Source organism: Actinacidiphila glaucinigra (assembly GCF_035918135.1).
Classification (GTDB): domain Bacteria; phylum Actinomycetota; class Actinomycetes; order Streptomycetales; family Streptomycetaceae; genus Actinacidiphila; species Actinacidiphila glaucinigra.
On record NZ_CP109144.1, the window covers coordinates 5,914,846 to 5,937,871 of the forward strand.

General features: G+C 72.4%; 22 protein-coding genes. 10 read left to right on the forward strand and 12 right to left on the reverse strand.

The window, feature by feature from the left end; all coding sequences use genetic code 11:
• Nucleotides 1-141: 141 nt before the first annotated feature.
• From OIE69_RS26525 to OIE69_RS26535, 3 genes are read left to right on the forward strand one after another with little or no spacing between them, the layout of a single operon-like run.
• Nucleotides 142-2,241, forward strand: a complete 2,100-nt coding sequence (locus tag OIE69_RS26525) for an MMPL family transporter (RefSeq protein ID WP_326576214.1) — start codon at nucleotides 142-144, stop codon at nucleotides 2,239-2,241.
• 55 nt (nucleotides 2,242-2,296) lie between these two features.
• Nucleotides 2,297-3,577 carry a sensor histidine kinase gene (locus OIE69_RS26530; protein ID WP_392567573.1) on the forward strand — a complete coding sequence of 427 codons (1,281 nt, stop codon included), beginning with the start codon at nucleotides 2,297-2,299 and terminating at the stop codon, nucleotides 3,575-3,577.
• Nucleotides 3,574-4,263, forward strand: coding sequence for a response regulator transcription factor (locus OIE69_RS26535; RefSeq protein WP_326576215.1), 690 nt, complete (start codon nucleotides 3,574-3,576; stop codon nucleotides 4,261-4,263). The genes OIE69_RS26530 and OIE69_RS26535 overlap by 4 nt, the downstream gene beginning before the upstream one ends.
• Here the strand turns inward: OIE69_RS26535 and OIE69_RS26540 are convergent.
• Together OIE69_RS26540 and OIE69_RS26545 are read right to left on the reverse strand one after the other, a co-directional pair.
• Nucleotides 4,253-4,552, reverse strand: coding sequence for a hypothetical protein (locus OIE69_RS26540; protein ID WP_326576216.1), 300 nt, complete (start codon nucleotides 4,550-4,552; stop codon nucleotides 4,253-4,255). The two genes, OIE69_RS26535 and OIE69_RS26540, sit on opposite strands and share 11 nt — an antisense overlap.
• Nucleotides 4,552-4,914: a DUF1304 domain-containing protein gene (locus OIE69_RS26545; RefSeq protein WP_326576217.1), complete on the reverse strand. Its 363-nt coding sequence runs from the start codon at nucleotides 4,912-4,914 to the stop codon at nucleotides 4,552-4,554. The genes OIE69_RS26540 and OIE69_RS26545 overlap by 1 nt, the downstream gene beginning before the upstream one ends.
• A gap of 56 nt (nucleotides 4,915-4,970) precedes the next feature.
• On the opposite strand from OIE69_RS26545, the gene recO reads away from it, so the two are divergent.
• Genes recO through OIE69_RS26560 form a run of 3 tightly spaced genes read left to right on the forward strand, consistent with a single transcriptional unit; the run spans nucleotide 4,971 to nucleotide 7,044 of the window.
• Nucleotides 4,971-5,717: a DNA repair protein RecO gene (gene recO / locus OIE69_RS26550; RefSeq protein ID WP_326576218.1), complete on the forward strand. Its 747-nt coding sequence runs from the start codon at nucleotides 4,971-4,973 to the stop codon at nucleotides 5,715-5,717.
• A gap of 60 nt (nucleotides 5,718-5,777) precedes the next feature.
• A complete protein-coding gene (locus OIE69_RS26555; RefSeq protein WP_326576219.1) occupies nucleotides 5,778-6,617 on the forward strand; it encodes an isoprenyl transferase in 840 nt (279 codons plus the stop codon).
• 55 nt (nucleotides 6,618-6,672) lie between these two features.
• Nucleotides 6,673-7,044: a hypothetical protein gene (locus OIE69_RS26560; protein ID WP_326576220.1), complete on the forward strand. Its 372-nt coding sequence runs from the start codon at nucleotides 6,673-6,675 to the stop codon at nucleotides 7,042-7,044.
• Between the two features lie 11 nt (nucleotides 7,045-7,055).
• Here OIE69_RS26560 and OIE69_RS26565 read toward each other — a convergent pair whose 3' ends face one another.
• Genes OIE69_RS26565 through OIE69_RS26580 form a run of 4 tightly spaced genes read right to left on the reverse strand, consistent with a single transcriptional unit; the run spans nucleotide 7,056 to nucleotide 10,173 of the window.
• A complete protein-coding gene (locus tag OIE69_RS26565) occupies nucleotides 7,056-7,484 on the reverse strand; it encodes a Fur family transcriptional regulator (protein WP_018556658.1) in 429 nt (142 codons plus the stop codon).
• Nucleotides 7,485-7,536: 52 nt separating this feature from the next.
• The gene (locus tag OIE69_RS26570) at nucleotides 7,537-8,430 is read right to left on the reverse strand and encodes a metal ABC transporter permease (protein ID WP_089221511.1); all 894 of its coding nucleotides are present in this window, start codon (nucleotides 8,428-8,430) and stop codon (nucleotides 7,537-7,539) included.
• Nucleotides 8,430-9,191: a metal ABC transporter ATP-binding protein gene (locus OIE69_RS26575; RefSeq protein ID WP_326576221.1), complete on the reverse strand. Its 762-nt coding sequence runs from the start codon at nucleotides 9,189-9,191 to the stop codon at nucleotides 8,430-8,432. Before OIE69_RS26575 ends, OIE69_RS26570 begins: the two co-directional genes overlap by 1 nt.
• A gap of 34 nt (nucleotides 9,192-9,225) precedes the next feature.
• Nucleotides 9,226-10,173 carry a metal ABC transporter substrate-binding protein gene (locus tag OIE69_RS26580; RefSeq protein ID WP_326576222.1) on the reverse strand — a complete coding sequence of 316 codons (948 nt, stop codon included), beginning with the start codon at nucleotides 10,171-10,173 and terminating at the stop codon, nucleotides 9,226-9,228.
• 181 nt (nucleotides 10,174-10,354) lie between these two features.
• Between OIE69_RS26580 and OIE69_RS26585 the strand changes: the two genes are divergently transcribed.
• On the forward strand, nucleotides 10,355-11,737 hold the full coding sequence (locus tag OIE69_RS26585) for a glycine--tRNA ligase (protein WP_326576223.1): 1,383 nt from the start codon (nucleotides 10,355-10,357) through the stop codon (nucleotides 11,735-11,737).
• A 118-nt stretch (nucleotides 11,738-11,855) separates the two neighbouring features.
• Here OIE69_RS26585 and OIE69_RS26590 read toward each other — a convergent pair whose 3' ends face one another.
• The 3 genes from OIE69_RS26590 to OIE69_RS26600 form a co-directional block, all read right to left on the reverse strand.
• Nucleotides 11,856-12,449 carry a TetR family transcriptional regulator gene (locus tag OIE69_RS26590; RefSeq protein ID WP_326576224.1) on the reverse strand — a complete coding sequence of 198 codons (594 nt, stop codon included), beginning with the start codon at nucleotides 12,447-12,449 and terminating at the stop codon, nucleotides 11,856-11,858.
• Nucleotides 12,450-12,474: 25 nt separating this feature from the next.
• The gene (locus tag OIE69_RS26595) at nucleotides 12,475-13,485 is read right to left on the reverse strand and encodes an aldo/keto reductase (RefSeq protein ID WP_326576225.1); all 1,011 of its coding nucleotides are present in this window, start codon (nucleotides 13,483-13,485) and stop codon (nucleotides 12,475-12,477) included.
• 173 nt (nucleotides 13,486-13,658) lie between these two features.
• Nucleotides 13,659-15,137, reverse strand: a complete 1,479-nt coding sequence (locus OIE69_RS26600) for an MFS transporter (protein WP_392567680.1) — start codon at nucleotides 15,135-15,137, stop codon at nucleotides 13,659-13,661.
• 149 nt (nucleotides 15,138-15,286) lie between these two features.
• Here OIE69_RS26600 and OIE69_RS26605 point away from each other — a divergent pair, with 149 nt between their 5' ends.
• Nucleotides 15,287-16,153, forward strand: coding sequence for a helix-turn-helix transcriptional regulator (locus OIE69_RS26605; RefSeq protein WP_326576226.1), 867 nt, complete (start codon nucleotides 15,287-15,289; stop codon nucleotides 16,151-16,153).
• Here OIE69_RS26605 and OIE69_RS26610 read toward each other — a convergent pair.
• Genes OIE69_RS26610 through OIE69_RS26620 form a run of 3 tightly spaced genes read right to left on the reverse strand, consistent with a single transcriptional unit; the run spans nucleotide 16,134 to nucleotide 18,603 of the window.
• Complete coding sequence (locus OIE69_RS26610; protein WP_326576227.1) at nucleotides 16,134-16,721, reverse strand: NADAR family protein; 588 nt, start codon at nucleotides 16,719-16,721, stop codon at nucleotides 16,134-16,136. The genes OIE69_RS26605 and OIE69_RS26610 overlap by 20 nt on opposite strands.
• A gap of 50 nt (nucleotides 16,722-16,771) precedes the next feature.
• The gene (locus OIE69_RS26615) at nucleotides 16,772-17,194 is read right to left on the reverse strand and encodes a MarR family winged helix-turn-helix transcriptional regulator (protein WP_326576228.1); all 423 of its coding nucleotides are present in this window, start codon (nucleotides 17,192-17,194) and stop codon (nucleotides 16,772-16,774) included.
• Nucleotides 17,191-18,603 (reverse strand): MFS transporter, encoded by a 1,413-nt coding sequence (locus OIE69_RS26620; RefSeq protein ID WP_326576229.1) that lies wholly within the window; start codon nucleotides 18,601-18,603, stop codon nucleotides 17,191-17,193. Before OIE69_RS26620 ends, OIE69_RS26615 begins: the two co-directional genes overlap by 4 nt.
• Before the next feature lie 96 nt (nucleotides 18,604-18,699).
• Between OIE69_RS26620 and dusB the strand changes: the two genes are divergently transcribed.
• On the forward strand, nucleotides 18,700-19,848 hold the full coding sequence (gene dusB / locus OIE69_RS26625) for a tRNA dihydrouridine synthase DusB (RefSeq protein WP_326576230.1): 1,149 nt from the start codon (nucleotides 18,700-18,702) through the stop codon (nucleotides 19,846-19,848).
• Nucleotides 19,849-20,266: 418 nt separating this feature from the next.
• Nucleotides 20,267-22,963, forward strand: coding sequence for a pyruvate, phosphate dikinase (ppdK, locus tag OIE69_RS26630; RefSeq protein WP_392567681.1), 2,697 nt, complete (start codon nucleotides 20,267-20,269; stop codon nucleotides 22,961-22,963).
• The last annotated feature ends 63 nt before the right edge of the window (nucleotides 22,964-23,026 follow it).

A 23,026-nucleotide genomic window follows, 5' to 3' on the forward strand; every position in this document is an offset into this window, starting at 1 on the left:
GGGCGTACTCCCCGGGGAGTAACGGGCCCCGTCCCGCACCCCGGGAAGTAACGCGCGTTTCGCCCTCGGGCCCGACGAAAGGGCGCTCCGCGGCCGGAAGTCTGGAAGCGACCAGACCACCGGCCCGGAGGGAGGCCCATCATGGGGGCCCCGACCACTGAGACCACACCGGCCGCCGCGCCGCCGCCGACGCGAGGACGGGGGAGGAGCCGGGGCGCCCGCGCGCTCCCCTGGGCGGTGCTCGCGCTGTGGATCGCCGTGCTGTCGCTGGCCGGCCCGCTGGCCGGCAAGCTCGCCGACGCGCAGCAGAACCGGGCGGTGGACTATCTCCCGGTGAGCGCCGACTCCACGCAGGTCGCCCGGCTCCAGGACGCCCTGCCCGGCGGCGAGGCCACCGAACTCGTGGTCGTCTACCACCGCGACGGCGGGCTGACCGCCGCCGACCGCGACAAGGCCGCCGCCCAGATCGCCGGCATCGCGCGGGCGCACCGGCTCACCGGCGGTACGCCGCACGCCGTCATGTCGCACGGCGACACACTGATGTACCCCGTGGCGAGCACCGGGCCGGGCCAGGACGACGCGGCCAGGAACGCCTTCGTCACCGACGTCCGCGACCGGGCCGAGGGCGGCGACGGGCTGACCGCCCACGTGGGCGGCCCCGGCGCGCTCAACACCGACATGAAGGAGGTGTACTCCTCCCTCGACGGGCCGTTGCTGTGGACCACCGTCGCCGTCGTCGCCGTCCTGCTGATCCTCATCTACCGCAGCCCGCTGCTGTGGCTGCTGCCCCTGCTTGTCGCGGGCGTGGCCGACGCTGCTGCGATGGCCGGGGTCTACGGACTCCACCAGGCCTTCGGCATCACCGTCACCGGCCAGAGCCAGGGTGTGATGACCATCCTGGTCTTCGGCGCCGGCACCGACTACGCGCTGCTGCTCGTCTCCCGCTACCGCGAGGAACTCCGGCGCGTACCGCGCCCGTACGACGCCATGCGCGCCGCGCTGCGCGGCTGCGGCCCCGCGATCCTGGCCTCCTCCGGGACCGTCGCGGCGGGGCTGCTGTGCCTGCTCGCCGCCGACCTCAACAGCAGCCGGGGCATGGGCCCGATCGCCGCGGTCGGGGTGCTGTGCGCGCTCCTGGCGATGACGACCCTGCTGCCCGCGCTGCTGGTGCTGCTGGGCCGCCGGGTCTTCTGGCCGCTGGTCCCGGCGTACGGCAGCGAAGTGCCGCGTCCGCGCGGCCTGTTCGCGGCGATGGGCGGCTCGGCCGCACGCCGTCCGCTGGCCGTGCTCGCGGGTGGCGCGGTGCTGCTCGGGGTGCTGGCGCTCGGGACCCTGGCCCTGCCCGGCAGCCTGAAGAACGACGACGCCTTCACCAGCGCCCCGGAGTCGGTCGCCGCGATGCGCATCCTCGCCGAGGCCGACCCCGGCCGCTCCGCCCAGCCGATCACCGTCATGGCGCCCACCGGCCGGGCCGGCGAGGTGCTGGCCGCGGTCCGGGGCACCGAAGGGGTCGCGTCCGCCGAACGCGGGCGCAGCGGCGGCGGCTGGACGGAGGTGTCGGTGACCGCGCAGGCGCCGCCCGAGTCGCCCGGCGAGACCGCGACCATCCACGCCCTGCGCGCGGAGCTGGACGGCCCCTACGGCGCCCACGTCGGCGGGCCCGGTGCCCAGCAGGCCGACCTGGCCGGCACCAGTTCCCGCGACCGCCGGGTCGTCGTGCCGCTCGTCCTGGCGGCCGTGCTGCTGATCCTCGTCGTGCTGCTGCGCAGCCTGGTCGCGCCGCTGCTGCTCGTGGTGGCCGTGATCGCGGTGTGGGGCGCCGCGCTGGGCATCGGCGGGCTGGTCTTCGGGCCGCTGTTCGGCTTCGAGGGCACGGACCCGGGGCTGCCGCTGCTGTCGTTCGTCTTCCTCGTGGCGCTCGGGGTCGACTACGGCATCTTCCTCATGCACCGGATGCGCGAGGAGTCGCTGGCGGGGGCCGCGCCGGCCGCCGCGGCCGTCACCGCGCTGCGCACCACGGGCGGGGTGATCGCCTCGGCCGGGCTGGTGCTGGCGGCCACGTTCTCGGTCCTGGTCAACATGCCGCTGGTGTCGCTGGTCGAGATGGGCTTCGTCATCGCCGTGGGCGTCCTGCTGGACACCTTCCTCGTCCGGACCTACCTGGTGACCTCCGCGAGCGTGGCGCTGCGCGAGCGGCTCTGGTGGCCGGGCCGGCTGAGCCGGCCGCGTACGAGCCCGTGAGCCGGCCCGTGAACCGGTCTGTCACGCCGCCGACCCCGTAACGGAAGATGGAGCCGTGCCGAAGCCGCCGCCCCTCCCGCCCGCCGTCCGCGCGCACAAGGACGCCGCCCTCGCCGTGGGCGTGCTCGCGCTCCAGAGCACCATGGGCGCCCTCCTGCCGTCCGGGCAGGGGCACCGCCCGGACGCGGCGGGCTGGGCGCTGCTGGTGGTCACCGCGCTGGTGCTGGCCGTCCGGCGGCGGTGGCCGATGACCGTGATGCTCGTCATGGTCGCGGCCGTCGCCCCTTACCACGCCATGGACAACCTCCACCTGGCCGTGGTCCCGGCGAGCATGGTGGCGATCTACTCGCTGGCGGTCGCCGGGCCGCCGCCGCGGACGTACCTCACCGTGGCGGCGGTCGTCGCGATCATGGTCGGGGTGATGTCGGCGACACCCGACCGGCACGCGGCGACCGACATGCTGCGCAGCGGCGGCTGGGTGGTGGCGGTGGCACTGACCGGCGAGGCGGTCCGCATCCACCGCAAGTACGTGGCCGCCATCGTCGGGCGCGCCGAACGTGCCGAACGCACCCGCGAGGAGGAGGCGGCCCGGCGCGTCGCCGAGGAGCGGCTGCGGATCGCCCGCGACCTGCACGACCTGCTCGCCCACAGCATCACCCTCATCGGCGTGCAGACCTCGGTCGCCGCGCACGTCCTGCTCGCCGACCCCGACCGGCTGGACCGCACGGCCGTCGCCGGCGCCCTCGACGGCATCGCCGGCACCTGCCGCGACGCCCGCGCCGAACTGCGCGCCACCCTCCAGGTGCTGCGCGGCGACGACGAGCGCGGCCCGCTGCCGGGCCTGGCGGCCGTGGCCGACCTGGCCCGCTCCGCCGAGGCCGCCGGCGCCCGGGTGGAACTGGCCGTGGCGGCCGGCGCGGACGGGGTGCCCCCGGCGATCGGGGCGGCCGCCTACCGGATCGTGCAGGAGGCCCTCACCAACGCCGTGCGGCACGCCGGGGGCACCTCGGTCCGGGTCGGGGTGGAACTCGGCACCGACCCGGACCGTGGCACCGCCCTGCGGATCGCCGTCACCGACGACGGCCCCTGCCCGGGGACGGAGGCCGAGCACGAACCGGACCGCCCCGACGCCCGATGGCGGCCCTGGCGCGCCGTGGCACCCCCGAGGCTCCCTGCGGACGCCGGCCCGGCGGAGACCGTGCCCGCCGCCGGCTACGGCCTCATCGGCATGCGCGAGCGCGCCCGCAGCGTCGGCGGCACGCTGACCGCCGGGCCCCGGCCCGAGGGCGGTTTCCAGGTGGCCGCCGTTCTGCCGTTCGCGGGGGGCCCGGCATGATCCGCGTCCTGCTCGCCGACGACCAGAACCTGGTCCGCGAGGCCTTCGCGATGCTCGTCGACTCCGCCCCCGACATGCGGGTCGTCGGGCACGCGGCCACCGGCCGGGAGGCCGTGGCGGCGGCCCGCGCCGGCCGCGCAGACGTGGTGATCATGGACATCCGCATGCCGGACCTCGACGGCATCGAGGCCACCCGGCTCATCGCCGCCGACGAGGACCTGGCCGGCGTCCGGGTGCTGGTGCTGACCACGTACGACACCGACGACCACGTCCTGCCCGCGCTGCGCGCCGGGGCCAGCGGCTTCCTCGTCAAGGACACCCGCCCCGCCGACCTGCTCGACGCCATCCGCACGGTCGCCGCGGGCGAGGCGCTGCTCTCGCCCGGGCCGACGGCACGGCTGATCGCCCGGGTGCTGCGCCTGCCCGAGGGGCCGCCGCAGGGCGGCCCCGCACCGGAACGCCTGGCCGCGCTGTCCGAACGGGAGCGGCAGGTGCTCACCCTCGTCGCACGGGGCCTGAACAACACCGAGATCGCCGAGGCGCTGGGCCTGAGCCCGCTCACCGCCAAGACGCACGTCAGCCGGATCATGGGCAAGCTCGGCGCCCGCGACCGCGCCCAGCTGGTGATCGCGGCCTACGAGTCGGGGCTGGTCGCCCCCGGCGGAACGGCGGGGCTCAGCGGCTGACCGCCCAGAGGAGGATCGCGGCGGCGACGGCGAAGCAGGCGAGCACGGTCCACACCGTCGTGCCCAGCGTCCGTCCGTCCGCGGCCATCGCCGGCGCCCCGGTGGCGCCGTGGGCCTGCGACAGATGGGCCAGCGCCTTGTCCCTGGCGCCGCCCCAGGTGATCTGCTCGCGCCATCCGCAGTGCCGGCACTCGAGCATCCGCCGCTGCCGGTCCGCGTAGCCGTACAGCACCTCCAGCCCGGTGCCGTCGGGGCCGGTCGCCGTGATGCGGTGGGTGACGGAGTCCATCAGCGGGCCGTCAGCACCAGTGCCAGGGCGACGAGCGCCGGCACGGTCTGCACGAAGAGGATGCGCCGGCTCGCCGTCGCGGCGCCGTACAGCCCGGCGACCGCCACGCAGACCAGGAAGAACACCTTCGCCTGGAAGCCCACCGGGTCCGGGGCGACGGCGCCCCACACCAGCCCGGCGGCGAGGAAACCGTTGTAGAGCCCCTGGTTGGCCGCGAGCGCCTTGCTCTCCTGCGCGAACTCCGCGGTGGTCCCGAAGGCTCCCCTGGCGCGGGGGGTGGTCCACAGGAACATCTCCAGGACCAGGATGTAGACGTGGAGGGCCGCTATGAGCAGCACGGCGACGGTCGCTGTGATCGACATGAGCCGTAGCGTACGACCCGGGCCGGACCGCTCGCTCCGTACGGGAGAATGGGCGCATGAGTCTGTTCCGCGACGACGGCATCGTGCTGCGCACCCAGAAGCTGGGCGAGGCGGACCGGATCATCACTTTGCTCACCCGCCGGCACGGCCGGGTGCGGGCGGTGGCCCGCGGCGTGCGGCGGACGAAGTCCAAGTTCGGGGCGCGGCTGGAGCCCTTCTCCCACGTGGACGTGCAGTTCTTCGCACGCGGGGGAGAGCTGATCGGCCGCGGTCTGCCGCTGTGCACCCAGGGCGAGACGATCGCCCCCTACGGCAGCCGCATCGTCACCGACTACGCCCGCTACACCGCGGGCACGGCGATGCTGGAGACCGCCGAGCGCTTCACCGACCACGAGGGCGAACCGGCCGTGCAGCAGTACCTGCTGCTGGTCGGCGGCCTGCGCACGCTCGCCGACGGTGAGCACGACCCGCGCCTGGTGCTCGACGCCTTTTTGCTGCGCTCGCTGGCGGTCAACGGCTACGCCCCCAGCTTCGGGGACTGCGCGAAGTGCGGGATGCCCGGCCCGAATCGGTTCTTTTCGGTCGGCGCGGGAGGAGTCGTATGCGGCGAGTGCCGCCCGGCCGGAAGCGTCGTACCCTCACTGGAGTCACTGGAACTCCTCGGCGCGTTGCTCGGAGGGGACTGGGAGACCGCCGACGCGTGCGAACCGCGCCACTGCCGGGAGGGCAGCGGACTGGTCGCCGCGTATCTGCAGTGGCACCTGGAGCGCGGCTTGCGCAGTCTGCGCTTCATCGAGAAGTAGCGGTACCCGGCGGGCCCGGCAGCACCAGGTCGTGAGGCACAGGAAGTGGAGAGCAAGGTCATGGCAGTACGCGGGATTCTGAGCCGTCCCCGGCGCGAGTACCGGGCTCCCGACCCGCATCCGTCCGGCGCGCAGCCCCCCAAGATCCCAGGGGAGCTGGTGCCCCAGCACGTGGCCATCGTGATGGACGGCAACGGCCGCTGGGCCAAGGAGCGCGGCCTGCCCCGCACCGAGGGGCACAAGATCGGCGAGTCCGTCGTGCTGGACGTCCTCAAGGGCTGTCTGGAGCTGGGGGTCAAGAACCTCTCCCTGTACGCCTTCTCGACCGAGAACTGGAAGCGCTCCCCCGACGAGGTCCGCTTCCTGATGAACTTCAACCGGGACGTCATCCACCGCCGCCGCGACGAGATGCACGAGATGGGCATCCGCATCCGCTGGGCCGGGCGCATGCCCCGGCTGTGGAAGTCGGTCGTCAAGGAGCTCCAGGTCGCGGAGGAGATGACCCGCGACAATGACGCGATGACGCTGTACATGTGCGTCAACTACGGCGGCCGCGCGGAGATCGCCGACGCGGCGGCGCGCCTGGGCGAGGACATAAAGGCGGGTCGCCTCGACCCCTCCAAGGTCAACGAGAAGACCCTCGCCAAGTACATGTACCACCCGGACATGCCGGACGTGGACCTGTTCGTCCGCCCCTCCGGGGAGCAGCGGACCTCCAACTTCCTGATCTGGCAGTCCGCCTACGCCGAGATGGTCTTCCAGGACGTCCTCTGGCCGGACTTCGACCGCCGCGACCTGTGGCGTGCGTGCCTGGAGTACGCATCCCGCGACCGCCGCTTCGGCGGGGCGATCCCCAACGAGCAGTCGCCGGGCGCGCAGAGCGGCGCGGACACCGAGTAGTCAGTGGTCACCCCGCGGTCGCCCACCTGGCGACCGCGGGACACGGGGGAGGGGCATGAACGGACGGCGCGGTGGCGCGGCGCGAGCTGTGGCCGCCGGTCGCGGTTGCGCCGCGGCGGTGGTCTTCGCGGCCGGCGCCTGCCTGGTGATGCTCGGTTTCCTCGCCACGATGGACATGGAGTCGGGTCCGGGCCTGCGCGACAACACCGCTCCCCTGGTGGTCTACCTGTGCGCGCTCGCGGCCCTGCTGGCCGCGGGCGGGGTCGCGGTGGCGGTACGGGGCTCAAGGGCGGCGCGCGGCGCCGCCCTGTGCCTGGCCGCGCTCCTCGCGTGGCGGATGTGCACCGTCGCCCCCGCCCTGCACTGCTGGTCCCACAACAGCGTCGGCCGGGCCGACGACGGTTCGTACCTCTGCTTCGACCGCTGACCGGCGCGGGATCAGGCCCGCACGGGGACGCCGCCGCAGCCGGCGCAGTCGGCGCAGGTGCCGAAGATCTCCACCGTGTGGGCGACGTCGACGAAGCCGTGCTCCTCGGCGATGGTGTCGGCCCACTTCTCGACCGCGGGACCCTCGACCTCGACGGCCTTGCCGCAGACGCGGCAGACCAGGTGGTGGTGGTGGCCGCTGCTGCAGCGGCGGTAGACGGACTCGCCCTCCCCGGTGCGGAGCACGTCGATCTCGCCGGCGTCGGCGAGGGACTGCAGCGTGCGGTAGACCGTGGTGAGGCCGACCGAGTCACCCCGGTGCTTGAGGAGGTCGTGCAGTTCCTGGGCGCTGCGGAACTCGTCGACCTCGGCGAGGGCCGCGGCGACGGCGGCACGCTGCCGCGTCGATCGGCCTCGGACGGGGGGCTTGGCGGTCGTCACCGGTGGCCTCCTACTCGGTCGGTTCGGTCGGTCATTCTGCCAGGCCTGGAGCTCATACCCGGACGTCGTCCTCGGTGGGACGCGCCGCGGGTACCTCCAGGGTGCACCGTGTCCCGTCCCCTGCGGCACGGCGCGCACGTTTTTTCGCCAGCGGCGCCGCCAGCAGCGTCAGCGTGACGAAGACGCCGATGGCCAGCAGCACGATGGTCGCTCCGGAGGGCACGTCGGCGTAGTACGAGGTCACCGTTCCGGAGAAGGCGACCACCACGCCGATCACGACCGACAGCGCGAAGGCCGTGGCGAAGCTCCGGGCGATCTGCTGCGAGGCGGCGACCGGGATCACCATCAGCGCGCTGACCAGCAGCAGCCCGACGACCCGCATGGCGACCGTGACCGTGACCGCCGCGGTGACGGCGACCAGCAGGTTGAGCAGCCGCACCGGCAGGCCGGTCACCTGGGCGAACTCCTCGTCCTGGGAGACCGCGAACAACTGCCGCCGAAGGCCCACGGTGACCAGCACCACGAAGCCGGCCAGCAGGCAGATCGCGGTGATGTCCTGCGGGGAGACGGTGGTGATGGAGCCGAACAGATAGGTGAGCAGGTTGGCGTTGGAGCCGTTCGGCGCGAGCGAGGTGAACAGCACGCCGGCCGCCATGCCGCCGTAGAAGAGCATGGCGAGGGCGATGTCGCCGCGCGTCCTGCCGTACCAGCGGATGAGTTCCATGACGACGGCGCCCGCGACCGCCACGGCCGTCGCCATCCACACCGGGTTGGCGCTGAGCAGGAAGCCGAGGCCGACACCGGTGAGGGCGACGTGGCCGATGCCGTCGCCCATGAGGGACTGGCGGCGCTGGACGAGGTAGATGCCGATCGCGGGGGCGGTGATGCCGACGAGGACGGCGGCGATCAGCGCCCGCTGCATGAAGGCGTAGGAGAACAGCTCCATCAGAACAGCCCCGTCCGGATCGGCTCGGCCGCATGACCGGCGTGCGGGTGGACATGGTCGTGGCCGGGCAGCGCGTGCTGTCCCCGGGCCTTCGGCGGGGGCCCGTCGTGGACGACGCAGCCGTCGCGCAGCACCACCGCGCGGTCGATCAGCGGCTCGAGCGGCCCGAGTTCGTGCAGCACCAGCAGGACGGTGGTGCCCAGCGAGACCTGTTCGCGCAGCGTCCCGGCGAGCACTTCCTGGCTGGCGAGGTCGACGCCCGCCATCGGCTCGTCCATGATCAGCAGTTCGGGCTCCACGGACAGCGCGCGGGCGATCAGCACCCGCTGGTGCTGGCCGCCGGAGAGCGCCTCGACCGGGTCCGCGGCCCGGTCGGCCATCCCGACCAGCTCCAGGGCGTGCTCCACGGCCCGGCGGTCCGCCTTGCGGGGCAGACCCAGCCTCGTACGGGCCAGCCGCCCGGCGGAGACGACCTCGCGGACGGTGGCGGGGACGCCGGAGGCCGCCGTGGTGCGCTGCGGCACGTAGCCGATCCGGGCCCAGTCGCGGAAGCGGTTCAGCGGGGTGCCGAACAGCTCCAGCCCGCCCGAGGTGAGCGGCACCTGGCCGACCAGGGCGCGGATCGCGGTGGACTTGCCCGAGCCGTTGGCGCCGAGCAGCGCGACGACCTCGCCGCGCCGCACGGTCAGGTCGACGCCGCGCAGTACCGGCCGTGAGCCGAGCGTGGCGGTCGCACCCCGCATCGATATGACCGTGTCCATTCCAGCCTCCGTACCGGGCTCCGTCATCATCGCCTCACTTCGCGCCGAGCGCCGCGCGCAGGGCCTGGAGGTTGCTGTGCTGGACCTCGAAGTAGTCGCGGCCCGCGGACTTGTCGGTGATGCCCTCGATCGGGTCGAGCACCGCGGTCTTCAGGCCGAGGTCGCCGGCGAGGGTCCTGGCGGTCCTGTCGCTGGCCAGCGTCTCGAAGAATACGGTGCTGACGCCCTTGTCCTCGGCGAGGGTGTGCAGCGTCCTCATCCGGGCGGCGCTGGGCTCGGACTCCGGGTCGATGCCGCTGATCGCCTGCTCGACCAGCCCGTAGCGCTCGGCGAGGTAGCCGAAGGCGGCGTGGGTGGTGATGAAGGTGTCCGAGGAACGGTTCTTCAGCCCGTCCTGGAAGTCGGTGTCGAGCGCGTCGAGCTTCCTCACCAGCGCCGCGGTGTTCTTCTCGTAGGCCGCCTCGTGGGCCGGGTCGGCCTTGGCGAGGGCCTTGCCGACGCCCTCGGCGACCTCGGCGTAGCGGACCGGGTCGAGCCAGATGTGCGGGTCGGCGCCCGCGTCCTCGTCCCCGTGCCCGCTGTGGTCGTCCCCGCTGCCGTGGTCGTGGCCGTCGACCTCGGTGCCGTGGTCCTCCAGCGGGGTCAGCGCGGCGGCGTCGACGGTGTTCTCCACGCCGGACTGGGCTATCGCGTCGTCGACGGCGGGCTGCAGGCCCTTGAGGTAGACGACGACGTCGGACTCGCCCAGCTCGCCGGTCTGCCGGGGGGTGAGCTCCAGGTCGTGCGGTTCGGTCCCGGGCTTGGTCAGTTCCGTCACGTCGACGTGCCCGCCGCCGATCTGCTCGGCCAGGAACTGCATCGGGTAGAAGGAAGCGGTGACCCTCAGCCTGCCGTCCTCGCCGCTCGCGCCCGCGGTGGAGCAGGCGGAGAGGGCGACCAGCCCGGCGGCGGCGAGGGGGACCAGAGCGCGACCTATGTTCATGACACCCATTTTCAACAAAACTGGAAACGATTGTCAATTGACCCTGTGATCGGACGCGGTCCTCCCGGAGTGCGGAACCGATTTGATACAGCCCCCGCACCCGCCGGTAATCTGAGGTATTCGCCGGACCGCACGCGACCCGGCGACTCCACCGACCGCTTCGTCGTCTGAAGAGAGCACCGTGGCCGCCGACAAGATCGACACCATCGTCAGCCTGAGCAAGCGCCGTGGCTTTGTTTTCCCCTGCAGCGAGATCTACGGCGGTCAGCGCGCCGCCTGGGACTACGGACCGCTGGGCGTCGAACTGAAGGAGAACATCAAGCGCCAGTGGTGGCGTGCGATGGTCACCTCCCGGGAGGACGTGGTCGGCCTCGACTCCTCGGTGATCCTGGCCCGCGAGGTCTGGGAGGCCTCGGGTCACGTCGCCACGTTCACCGACCCGCTCACCGAGTGCACCTCCTGTCACAAGCGTTACCGCGCGGACCACCTGGAGGAGGCGTACGAGGCCAAGCACGGCCACCTCCCGGCCAACGGCCTCTCCGACCTCAACTGCCCGAACTGCGGCAACAAGGGCACCTTCACCGAGCCCAAGCAGTTCTCCGGCCTCCTCTCCACGCACCTGGGCCCGACCCAGGACTCCGGCGCGGTCGCGTACCTGCGTCCGGAGACCGCGCAGGGCATCTTCACCAACTTCTCGCAGGTGCAGACGACCTCGCGCCGCAAGCCGCCGTTCGGCATCGCCCAGACCGGCAAGTCCTTCCGCAACGAGATCACGCCGGGCAACTTCATCTTCCGGACCCGCGAGTTCGAGCAGATGGAGATGGAGTTCTTCGTCAAGCCCGGCGAGGACGAGCAGTGGCACGAGTACTGGATGCAGCAGCGCTGGGACTGGTACCGGGGCCTCGGCCTGCGCGAGGAGAACATGCGCTGGTACGAGCACGCCAAGGAGAAGCTGTCCCACTACTCGAAGCGCACCACCGACATCGAGTACCGGTTCAACTTCGGCGGCACGGAGTTCTCCGAGCTGGAGGGCATCGCCAACCGCACCGACTACGACCTCAAGGCCCACAGCCAGGCCAGCGGCCAGGACCTGTCGTACTTCGACCAGGAGGCCGGCGAGCGCTACTTCCCGTACGTCATCGAGCCCGCGGCGGGTCTCAACCGCGCCATGCTCGCCTTCATGCTCGACGCGTACAACGAGGACGAGGCCCCGAACGCCAAGGGCGTGATGGAGAAGCGCACCGTCATGCGCCTCGACCCGCGCCTGGCGCCGGTCAAGGTCGCCGTGCTGCCCCTGTCGCGCAACCCGGAGCTCTCGCCGAAGGCCAAGGGCCTCGCGGCCGACCTGCGCCGCCACTGGAACATCGAGTTCGACGACGCGGGTGCCATCGGCCGCCGCTACCGCCGTCAGGACGAGATCGGTACCCCGTTCTGCGTGACCGTCGACTTCGACACCCTCGAGGACAACGCGGTCACCGTGCGCGAGCGCGACACCATGAAGCAGGAGCGCGTCTCGCTGGACCAGGTCGAGGCCTACCTCGGCGGCCGGCTGCTCGGCTGCTAGGCGACACGGCCCAGGTCCGGACCCGGACGTACGCGAAAGGCGCCCGGCCGTTCCCGAGAGGGGAGCGGCCGGGCGCCTTCGTGCGTCCGCGGGCCCGGGGGGCCGGGCGATCGGGGCTTCAGGCCCTCAGGCCGCGCACGATCAGGTCGTTGACCGCGGAGAACGCGGCGTCGACGCCCGGGGTGAACCACTCGGCGGCGTAGGCCGGGTCGTGGAAGCGGACGGTGGCGTCCCACACCGCCTGCGCGGCGGCCCCGGGGTCGCCGGCGGCGAAGTCTCCGCCGGCCACGCCGTCCCGGATGATCCGGGTGAGGAGCCCGACCATGACCGCGACGTGCTCGGCGACCACGGAGCTGTGCTCCTCGGTCAGCGCCATGTAGGTGGCGAACAGTTCGGGGTCGCCGCCCGCCTTGCGCCGCTTGGCCGCGAACAGGGCCTCCAGCCAGGCGCGCAGCCGCGCCTGAGCCGGCCGGCCGCCGTCCTCCGCTATCGCCGACAGCTCCGCGTGGGCCTGGTCCAGCCACCGCTGGGTGACCGCCTCGCGCAGCGCGGCCTTGGTGCGGAAGTGCCGGTAGACGCTGCCGTGGCTGACCCCGAGGGCACGGGCCACGTCGACCACGGTGGCCTTGGCCGGGCCGTAACGGCGCAGCACCTCTTCCGTGGTCTCGAGGATGCGTTCGGCGGTCAGCGTCTCGGGTGGCATGGGCGCCATTCTCCCAGGGCCGGGCGGATGCCCGTCAGTGCCGGTGCTCACTGTCCAGGTGCGCCATCTGCGACTGCGGGTAGCGCTCGCCCGCGGCCGCGTCGGCCGGGACGGCGGTCTCGATCGCCGCCAGGTCGTCCGCGTCCAGGGTCACGTCCAGCGCGCCCAGCGCCTCGGCCAGCCGCTCGCGGGTGCGGGCGCCCACCAGCGGGACGATGTCCTCGCCCCGGGACAGCACCCAGGCGATCGCGGTCTGGGCGACCGTGACGCCCTTCTGCTCGGCGATCTTGCGCAGTGCCTCGACCAGCCCGAGGTTGTGCTCCAGGTTCTCGCCCTGGAAGCGGGGGCTCATGGCGCGGAAGTCGTTGCCGGCCAGTTGCCGGTCACGGGTGAAGTGGCCGCTGATCAGTCCGCGGGACAGCACGCCGTACGCCGTGACGCCGATGCCCAGTTCGCGGGCGGTGGGCAGGATCTCGTGCTCGATGCCGCGGGAGATCAGCGAGTACTCGATCTGCAGGTCGCTGATCGGGGCCACGGCGGCGGCCCGGCGCAGGGTGGCGGCGCCGACCTCGGACAGGCCGATGTGCCGTACGTAGCCGGCCTCGACGAGCTCGGCGATGGCGCCGACGGTCTCCTCGATCGGGACGTCCGGGTCGACCCGGGCGATGCGGTAGACGTCGATGTGGTCGGCGCCCAGGCGCTGCAGGGAGTACGCGGCGAAGTTCTTCACGGCGGCCGGGCGGCCGTCGAGGCCCAGCCACTCGCCGCCGGGCCCGCGCAGGGCGCCGAACTTGACGCTGATCAGCGCGCTCTCGCGGCCGGCCGGGGAGGCCGTGCGCAGGGCCTCGCCGACGAGCAGCTCGTTGTGGCCCATGCCGTAGAAGTCGCCGGTGTCGATCAGCGTGACGCCCGCGTCGAGGGCGGCGTGGACGGTGGCGATCGACTCGCCGCGGTCGGCGTCGCCGTAGAGGGCGGACATGCCCATGGCGCCGAGGCCGAGGGCGGAGACGACGGGGCCGGAGGAACCGAGGGTGCGGTTCTGCAAGGGGACTCCTTGGTCGGATCAGGAGGTGGTGCGGGGATGCTGACAACAGTGACACATGCGCTGACAGATTTCAATATCTGTCAGCGCAACTGTCACTCGCATCTCCGCCTCCGGGAGGACCGGACCAGGCCAGGGACCCGGACCAGGGACCCGGAACCCGGCCCCGCGGCTCCTCAGGCCACCTGGCGCGGCAGGCGCAGGCTGGCCAGCGCCGTCACGACCACCGCCGCGAACTGCACGATCAGTACCGCGACCAGCGCCTCACGGGTCCCGTGCGAGGGGACCAGGGCGAGGAAGAGGGTGCCGAGGGTGGCCACGCCCAGGGCCAGCGCCGACTGCTGGGTGGTCACCATGACCCCGCTGCCCACCCCGGCCCGCTCGCCCGGCACGTCCGCGAGCACCAGCCGGAACAGCACCGGCAGTTGCAGCCCCTGGCCGAGTCCGGCCAACGCCACACCCGGCAGCAGCGCCCACGCCGTCATCCCGGGTTCCCAGCTGCGGGCCACGGTCAGCGCCAGCACCGCGATGCCGGCGCCCTGCAGGACGCCGCCCGCGGTGACCACACGCCCGCCGTACCGGCCCACCAGGTGCGGCCCGGCCAGCGAGGCCAGGAAGAACGCCACGGCCATCGGCACGAGTGTGGTGCCCGCCTCCACCGGCCCGTACCGCAGGCCCTGCTGCAGCGCGACCGCGATCACGAACATGAAGCCGCCGAAGCCGATGGAGAACGGCACCAGCAGGGGCAGCGCCCGCCGCATCCCGGTGAGCGCGAACAGGCTCGGCGGCACGAGCGGGATCCGCCCGGCCCGGTCGGCCCGTCGCTCGACCACGAAGAAGGCCGCGGCCGCGAACGGGAAGACGGCAAGCGACACCCACGTCCACACCGGCCAGCCGGCCGCACGCCCCTCCGTCAGTGGCGCCAGCAGGGTCACCAGTGACACCGCCAGCAGCAGGGTGCCCGGCCGGTCGACCGGCGCGGGCCGGTCGGAACGGGTCTCGGGCACCGAGCGCAGCGCGAGCAGCAGACCGGCCGCCGCGACCGGCACGTTGACCAGGAACACCGCGCGCCAGCCGGTGCCCGCGATGTCCGCCGCGACCAGGACGCCGCCCAGGATCTGGCCCGCGACCATGGACAGGCCCGCGGTCGCGCCGTACAGGCTCAGCGCCCTGGCCCTGCGGTGCCCGGCGGTCGTGGAGTGGATCGTGGCCAGCACCTGGGGCAGCATCAGCGCGGCCGCCGCGCCCTGTGCGACGCGGGCGCCCACCAGCACCCACGCGTCGGGCGCCAGACCGCAGGCGAGCGAGGTGAGGCCGAAGGCCGCCATGCCGGCGAGGAAGAGCCGGCGGCGGCCGAAGGAGTCGCCGAGCCGGCCGCCGAGCACCAGCAGCACGGCGTACGCCACGCCGTAGCCGGCCACGACCAGCTCCAGCAGGGCCGCCCCGGCGTGCAGGTCGGTCTCGATGGCGGGCAGGGCGACGTTGACGATGAAGAAGTCGATCAGCGGCAGTGCCGCGCCCAGCAGCACGGTGAACAGGCCCAGCGGGCTGAGCGCCGGTGCCGCGGGGCCGGGCGGCGCCTCGGCGGCCGGTGGCGCGGTTCTCGCGGCGGGTGCCGGACCGGTGGCGCCGACCCGGATGACGCGGGGCCGCACTCGAGCCCGGGAACGGAGATCGGCGGAGGATTCGTTGTGATCGGTCACGTATGCCACGATGACCTTGTTCCAAGGGGGGTACCAGAGAGCGTTTATCCAGGTATCGCGACCACCTGGCAATGGTTTGGGACGTCAGGCACCCTGGAGGTATGACGTCTCCCAGCGCCGCCGCGCGGAGCGAGCTCGCTTCCTTCCTCCGCAGCCGCCGTGAACGGATCTCCCCCGAGCAGGTCGGACTCCCGCCCGGCCGCCGACGCCGCACCCCCGGACTGCGCCGTGAGGAGGTGGCACAGCTGGCCGCGGTCGGCGTGACCTGGTACACGTGGCTCGAGCAGGCCCGGGAGATGCAGATCTCCGCGCAGGTGGCCGACTCCATCGCCCGGGCCCTGATGCTGGACCCGAACGAGCGCACCCACCTCTTCCTGCTCGCAGGGGTGCCGGACCCCAACCCGCGCGCCCAGTGCCCGGGGATGTCGGACCAGATCCGGGAGATGCTGGCGAAGCTGGAGCCGCTGCCGGCCGCGGTCCTCAACAGCCGCACCGACGTGATCGCCCACAACCGCACCTACGCGCGGCTGGTCGACGACCTCGACAGACTCCCCTTCGAGGACCGCAACATCATGTGGCTGGCCTTCACCGACCCCGCCTGGCGCGAGGGCCTGCCCGACTGGCACGAGACCAGCCGGCAACTGGTCGCCAAGTACCGTGCGGCGATGGCCGAGCACCTCGCGGAGCCCGCGTGGAAGTCCCTGGTCAAGCGGCTGGAGCAGGCCTCCCCGGAGTTCTGTGAGCTGTGGGAGCGGCATGAGGTGCAGGAACCGGAGAACCGCACCAAGCGCTTCCTCAACCCCCGGGTCGGTCTGCTGACCTTCCACTTCACGCACCTGTGGCTCGGCCCCAGCCAGGGCCCGCGGCTGGTGACCTACTCCCCGGCGGACGCCGCCACCCGCGAACGGCTGGACCGGCTGTACGAGATCGCCGCCTCCGCGCCGAGCGTCATGCCGATGTCGGTGTGAGCAGCCGCTGCCGCGTCTCCATGAGGGCGAAGCCCAGCAGGTTCAGGCCGTGCCACCGCGCGGGGTCGGCGGCCTTGTCGTCGTCGGCCGCGAGCCCGATGCCCCATATGCGGTCCAACGGGCTGGCCTCCACCAGCACGCGCGAGCCGGTGCCCAGCAGGTAGTCGCGCAGGGCCGGGTCCTGACCGAACTTGGCGACGTTGCCCTCGACGACCAGTTCCTCGCGGTGCCGCTCCCAGGTCGCGTTGTCGAAGCCGCGCACCTGACGGCCCAGCTTCTTCGCGGCGTGCGGGTGCGGGGCGGCGAGGATGGCGGCGAGGGCCCGGTCGTCGTCGAAGAGCCGGGCCTTGCCGGCCATCATCCAGTGCTCCGCCGTGGCGTAGCCGATGCCGTCGACGGTGAACTCCGACGGCCACCACTGGCTCAGGCAGCCCGCGCCCACGCTGCCGTCGCGCTGCGGCCGGTGGCCCCAGAAGAACAGATACCTCGGCCGGACGCCGCGCGCGGTCAGCTCCGACAGGGCGGCCCGGGAACGGGCGTCGCGGGGCTCGGTGATCTGCGTCGTCATGTTCGTGACGGTACCGCCGGGCACCGACAACGGCCCCCGGTTTTCCCCGCTCACCCCGGCGCGGGCCCCAGCAGCTTGGTCACCACCCGGTCCAGCGCCGCGAGTTCCTCCGGGTCCAGTGCCACCAGGCCGGGCGGGGGAGTGCCGAGGATGCGGTCGGCCTCCTCCGCGGCCGAGGCGCCCGCGGGCGTGACGCTCAGGAGCTTGCGGCGCCGGTCCCGCGGGTGCGGCGTGCGCTCCACCAGCCCCCGCCGGGCGAGGTCGTCGACGACGAGCGTGACGTACGGGCGGTCCGTCATGAGGTCGGCGGCGAGGTCGCCCGGGGTGACGGGGTCCGCTGCGATCCGGCGCAGCGCCTTGACCCGGAAGAAGCTCATGCCGAGGGCGTCGGCGACCTCGCGACGGCGTTCGTTGCGCTCGAGGACGAGTGTGCGCAGGTCGCGCCACACCCGGGTGGCCGTGGCCTCGTTCATCGGGCGCCCACCGGCTCGCGGGCGGCGTCGGCGCTGAGCCGCTCGGCGGCGCGTTCGGCGGTGCCCGCCGCCCACCGGCCCGAGGTCAGCCACCCCAGCGCCAGGATCGCCACACCGCAGCCGGTGATGATCCACCACGCCGTGAGGTCGAGGCCGGCGGCGAGCGCGGCGCCCATGACGGCCACGCCCAGGGACTGGCCGACCTGCCGGCTGGTCGATGCCACCGCCGCGGCGACCCCCGCCTGGGTCCGCGGCATGCCGGAGACGGCGGTGTTGGTGATCGGCGCGTTGACGAAGCCGAAACCGATGCCGAACAGGACGTACGCGGTGAACAGCTTCGTGTCCGAGGCGGTCGCGTCCAGCGCGGCGAACATCACGCCGCTCGCCGTGGTGGCCACACCCGCCAGCAGCAGCGGCAGCCGCGGGCCGCGGCTGCCGACCATGCGTCCGGACAACGGGGCGCAGACCAGGGCCATGACCGCCATCGGCAGCAGGTGCAGACCGGCGTCCAGGGCGGACAAGCCGCGCACGTCCTGCAGGTACAGGGTGTTGAGGAAGAGGAAGCCGGCGAGGGCGGCGAAGGCGCTCACCGCTATCACCGTCGCCCCGCTGAAGGGCGCGCTGCGGAAGAAGCGCGGGTCGATCAGCGGTTCCCTGCGCCGACGTTCGTAGGGGACAAGGGACGCCGCGGAGAACAGGGCGAGCGCGAGGCAGCCGACGATGACCGGGGAGCCCCAGCCCGCCGCGGGCGCCTCGATGATGGCGTAGGTCAGCGAGCCGAGCAGCGCGATGACCAGCAGCTGACCGACCGGGTCGATCCGGCGCGCCCGTGGGGCACGGGACTCGGGCACGTAGAGCGCGGTCAGCACCAGGGCGAGCAGCCCGATCGGCAGGTTGATCCAGAACACCGAGCGCCAGCCGACCGTCTCCACGAGCGCGCCGCCGATGATCGGTCCGGCGGCCATGCTGATGCCGACGACACCGCCCCACGCCCCGATCGCCCGCGCGCGCTCGCGCGGGTCGGTGAAGACGTTGGTGATGATCGACATCGCGACGGGGTTGAGCATCGAACCGCCGATCGCCTGCAGCATGCGGAAGACCACCAGCCACTCCAGGCTGGGGGCGATGCTGCACAGCGCGGACGCCACCGTGAAGATCACCAGGCCGGTGCGGAAGATCCGGCGCCGGCCGATCCGGTCGGCGGTCGAGCCGGAGAGCATGAGCAGCGAGGCCAGCACGAGCGTGTAGGCGTCGATGGTCCACTGCAGTCCGGAGATGGAGGTGTGCAGGTCCCGGCGCATGGCGGGCAGCGCGACGTTGAGGATCGTGTTGTCGAGGCTGACGATGAGCAGACTCATGCAGCAGATGGCCAGCACCAGAAGGCGCCTGCCCCGGCTCAGCTCGGGCATCGGCTGTTCGGTCTCCTTGATCCGGATTGATTGTACGTGTGTAACCATTTCACGCTACACCCAACCTCGCCCCGGTGATACGGGAGAATGGTCCGCATGACTGCTGACGCCACCGCTCCCGCACTCCGCATCGGCCCGCACACCGTGTGGCCCCCGGTCGTGCTGGCACCGATGGCGGGGATCACCAATGCGCCGTTCCGCACGCTGTGCCGCGAGTTCTCCGGCGGCAAGGGGCTCTTCGTCTCGGAGATGATCACCACCCGGGCCCTCGTCGAGCGCAACGACAAGACCATGCAGCTGATCCACTTCGACGGCAGCGAGAAGCCGCGCTCGATCCAGTTGTACGGGGTCGACCCGGTCACCGTCGGCAAGGCGGTCCGGATGATCGTCGACGAGGACCTCGCCGACCACATCGACCTGAACTTCGGCTGCCCGGTCCCCAAGGTGACCCGCAAGGGCGGCGGCTCGGCCCTGCCCTACAAGCGCAACCTGCTCCGCTCGATCCTGCGCGAGGCGGTCGGCAACGCGGGCGACCTGCCCGTCACGATCAAGATGCGCAAGGGCATCGACGACGACCACACCACCTATCTGGACGCCGGCCGGATCGCCGTCGAGGAGGGCGTCACCGCCGTCGCGCTGCACGGCAGGACGGCCGCGGAGCACTACGGGGGCACGGCCGACTGGGAGGCGATCGCCCGCCTCAAGGAGCACGTCCCGGAGATCCCGGTCCTGGGCAACGGCGACATCTGGAGCGCCGCGGACGCGGTCCGGATGATGCGGGAGACCGGCTGCGACGGCGTCGTCGTCGGCCGCGGCTGCCTCGGCCGCCCCTGGCTCTTCGGCGACCTCGTGGCCGCCTTCGAGGGCGGCGGCGCGCCGGCCGCCCCGACGCTGCGCGAGGTCGCCGGCGTCATGCGGCGCCACGCCGGGCTGCTGGGGGAGTGGCTGGGCGACGAGGAGCGCGGTGTCATCGACTTCCGCAAGCACGTCGCCTGGTACACCAAGGGCTTCTCGGTCGGCTCGGAGATGCGCCGCAAGCTGGCGATGACCTCCTCCCTCGCCGAGCTCGACGCACACCTCGCCGACCTCGACCTCGACCAGGAATGGCCGGATGGCGCCGAGGGGCCGCGCGGCCGGACGGCCGGGAGCAAGCGCGTGGTGCTCCCGGACGGCTGGCTGCAGGACCCGTACGACTGCTCGGTGGTCGTCGGTGCCGACGCCGAGCTGGACACTTCGGGCGGCTGAGGACGTTTCGCCGGTCCGCGGGGACGTCCGGACTGTAAGACGAACCGCGGGCAGAACGAGTGATTCTCGCCACGCTTGATAGGGGTGTCGCTCAGATGAGCAGCCTGAGTGCCACCACATCTCTCCAATGCGTGGCACTGAGTGTCATCGTTGTCGTGGACACATGCTCAAGCCATCCGTCACGTGGAGTGACCGACTCCAAGTGTGCCGATCACGTGGCGAGAGCATGTGTTCGACGATTGAACGCATGGGTTGTTCACCCGTAGGGGCGCCACGACTTTCGATCTCTCGGCGGATGGGTGGTTACGACCGTGTGACCTGGTGATTGACGTACTGCAGCGCCTTCGGGATGGGTACGCTCCCCGCCGTCAGGGCATCCCGGCCGCGAGGAGCGAGTCCCGTGTCGGAAGAACAAGTAATCCAGAAGTTCGTCTACGACTTCACTGAGGGCAACAAGGACCTCAAGGACCTGCTCGGCGGCAAGGGCGCGAACCTCGCCGAGATGACCAACCTCGGTCTGCCCGTCCCCCCGGGCTTCACGATCACCACCGAGGCCTGCAAGGTCTACCTGGAGTCGGGCGCCGAACCCGCGGCGCTGCGCGACGAGGTGAGTGCGCACCTCGAGGCGCTGGAGCAGCGGATGGGCAAGCAGCTCGGGCAGGCGGACGACCCGCTGCTGGTCTCCGTCCGCTCCGGGGCGAAGTTCAGCATGCCGGGCATGATGGACACCGTCCTCAACATCGGCCTCTCCGACGCCTCGGTCGTGGGCCTGGCCGCGCAGGCCGGCAACGAGCGCTTCGCCTGGGACTCCTACCGGCGCCTGATCCAGATGTTCGGCAAGACCGTGCTGGGCGTCGACGGCGAGCTCTTCGAGGACGCGCTGGAGGACGCCAAGCGCGCCAAGGGCACCCACGACGACCTCGACCTGGACGCGGGCGACCTGCAGGGCCTGGTCGAGCAGTTCAAGGCCGTCGTCGCCAAGGAGACCGGACGGGACTTCCCGCAGGACCCGCGCGAGCAGATGGACCTGGCCGTGCGCGCCGTCTTCGACTCGTGGAACGGCGAGCGGGCCAAGCTCTACCGCCGCCAGGAGCGCATCCCCGGCGACCTCGGCACCGCCGTCAACGTCTGCTCGATGGTCTTCGGCAACCTCGGCTCCGACTCCGGCACCGGCGTCGCCTTCACCCGCGACCCGGCCACCGGCCATCAGGGCGTCTACGGCGACTACCTGAGCAACGCGCAGGGCGAGGACGTCGTGGCGGGCATCCGCAACACCGTGCCGCTCGCCGAGCTGGAGCAGCTGGACAAGGCGTCCTACGACCAGCTGATGCAGATCATGGAGACCCTCGAGACGCACTACAAGGACCTGTGCGACATCGAGTTCACCATCGAGCGCGGCAAGCTGTGGATGCTGCAGACCCGCGTCGGCAAGCGCACCGCGGCCGCCGCCTTCCGCATCGCGACCCAGCTGGTCGACCAGGGCCTGATCGACGAGGCCGAGGCGCTGCAGCGGGTCAACGGCGCGCAGCTGGCGCAGCTGATGTTCCCCCGCTTCGACGAGAAGGCGAAGGCGGAGCGGATCGGCTGGGGCATCGCCGCCTCGCCGGGCGCCGCGGTCGGCAAGGCCGTCTTCGACTCGTACACCGCCGTGAAGTGGTCGCGCTCCGGCGAGAAGGTCATCCTCATCCGCCGCGAGACCAACCCCGACGACCTCAACGGCATGATCGCCGCCGAGGGCATCCTCACCTCGCGCGGCGGCAAGACCTCGCACGCCGCCGTCGTCGCCCGCGGCATGGGCAAGACCTGCGTGTGCGGCGCCGAGGAGCTCGAGGTCGACACCAAACGGCGCCGGATGACCGCGCCCGGCGGGGTCGTGGTCGAGGAGGGCGACGTCCTGTCCATCGACGGCTCCTCCGGCAAGGTCTACCTCGGCAAGGTGCCGGTCGTGCCGTCCCCGGTCGTGGAGTACTTCGAGGGCCGCATGCACGCCGGCGCCGACGACGCCGACGAGCTGGTGCGGGCCGTGCACCGGATCATGGCGTACGCGGACCGGGTCCGCCGGCTGCGGGTGCGCGCCAACGCCGACAACGCCGAGGACGCCTCCCGCGCCCGCCGCTTCGGCGCCCAGGGCATCGGCCTGTGCCGCACCGAGCACATGTTCCTCGGCGAGCGCCGCGAGCTGGTGGAGCGGCTGATCCTCGCCGACACCGACTCCGAGCGCGACAAGGCGCTCTCCGCGCTGCTGCCGCTGCAGAGGTCCGACTTCGTCGAGCTCCTCGAGGCGATGGACGGGCTGCCGGTGACCGTGCGCCTGCTGGACCCGCCGCTGCACGAGTTCCTGCCCGACATCACCGAGCTGTCGGTGCGCGTCGCGCTCGCCGAGGCGCGCAAGGACTCCAACGAGAACGACCTGCGGCTGCTGCAGGCCGTCCACAAGCTCCACGAGCAGAACCCGATGCTGGGCCTGCGCGGCGTGCGCCTGGGGCTCGTCATCCCCGGCCTGTTCGCCATGCAGGTGCGGGCCATCGCCGAGGCCGCGGCCGAGCGGCGGAACGCCAAGGGCGACCCGCGGGCGGAGATCATGATCCCGCTGGTGGGCACCGTCCAGGAGCTGGAGATCGTCCGCGACGAGGCCGAGGCCGTCATCGCCGAGGTCGAGGCCGCCACGGGCACCGAGCTCAGCCTCACCCTCGGCACGATGATCGAGCTGCCCCGCGCCGCCCTGACCGCCGCCCAGATCGCCGAGGCCGCCGAGTTCTTCTCCTTCGGCACCAACGACCTGACCCAGACGGTCTGGGGCTTCAGCCGCGACGACGTCGAGGCGAGCTTCTTCACCGCCTACCTGGAGAAGGGCATCTTCGGCGTCTCCCCGTTCGAGACCATCGACAAGGACGGCGTCGGCGCCCTCGTCCGCTCCGCCGCCGAGGCCGGCCGCGCCACGCGGCCCGACCTCAAGCTCGGCGTGTGCGGCGAGCACGGCGGCGACCCCGAGTCCGTCCACTTCTTCCACGAGGTGGGCCTGGACTACGTCTCCTGCTCCCCCTTCCGCATCCCCGTCGCCCGCCTGGAGGCGGGCCGGGCCGCAGCGCAGAGCAAGGGCAGCGACTGCCGGTAGCCCGGCCCGGAAGACCATCTCCCACCCTCACCGGGGGCGGCACCTTTGTGCGAAGGTGCCGCC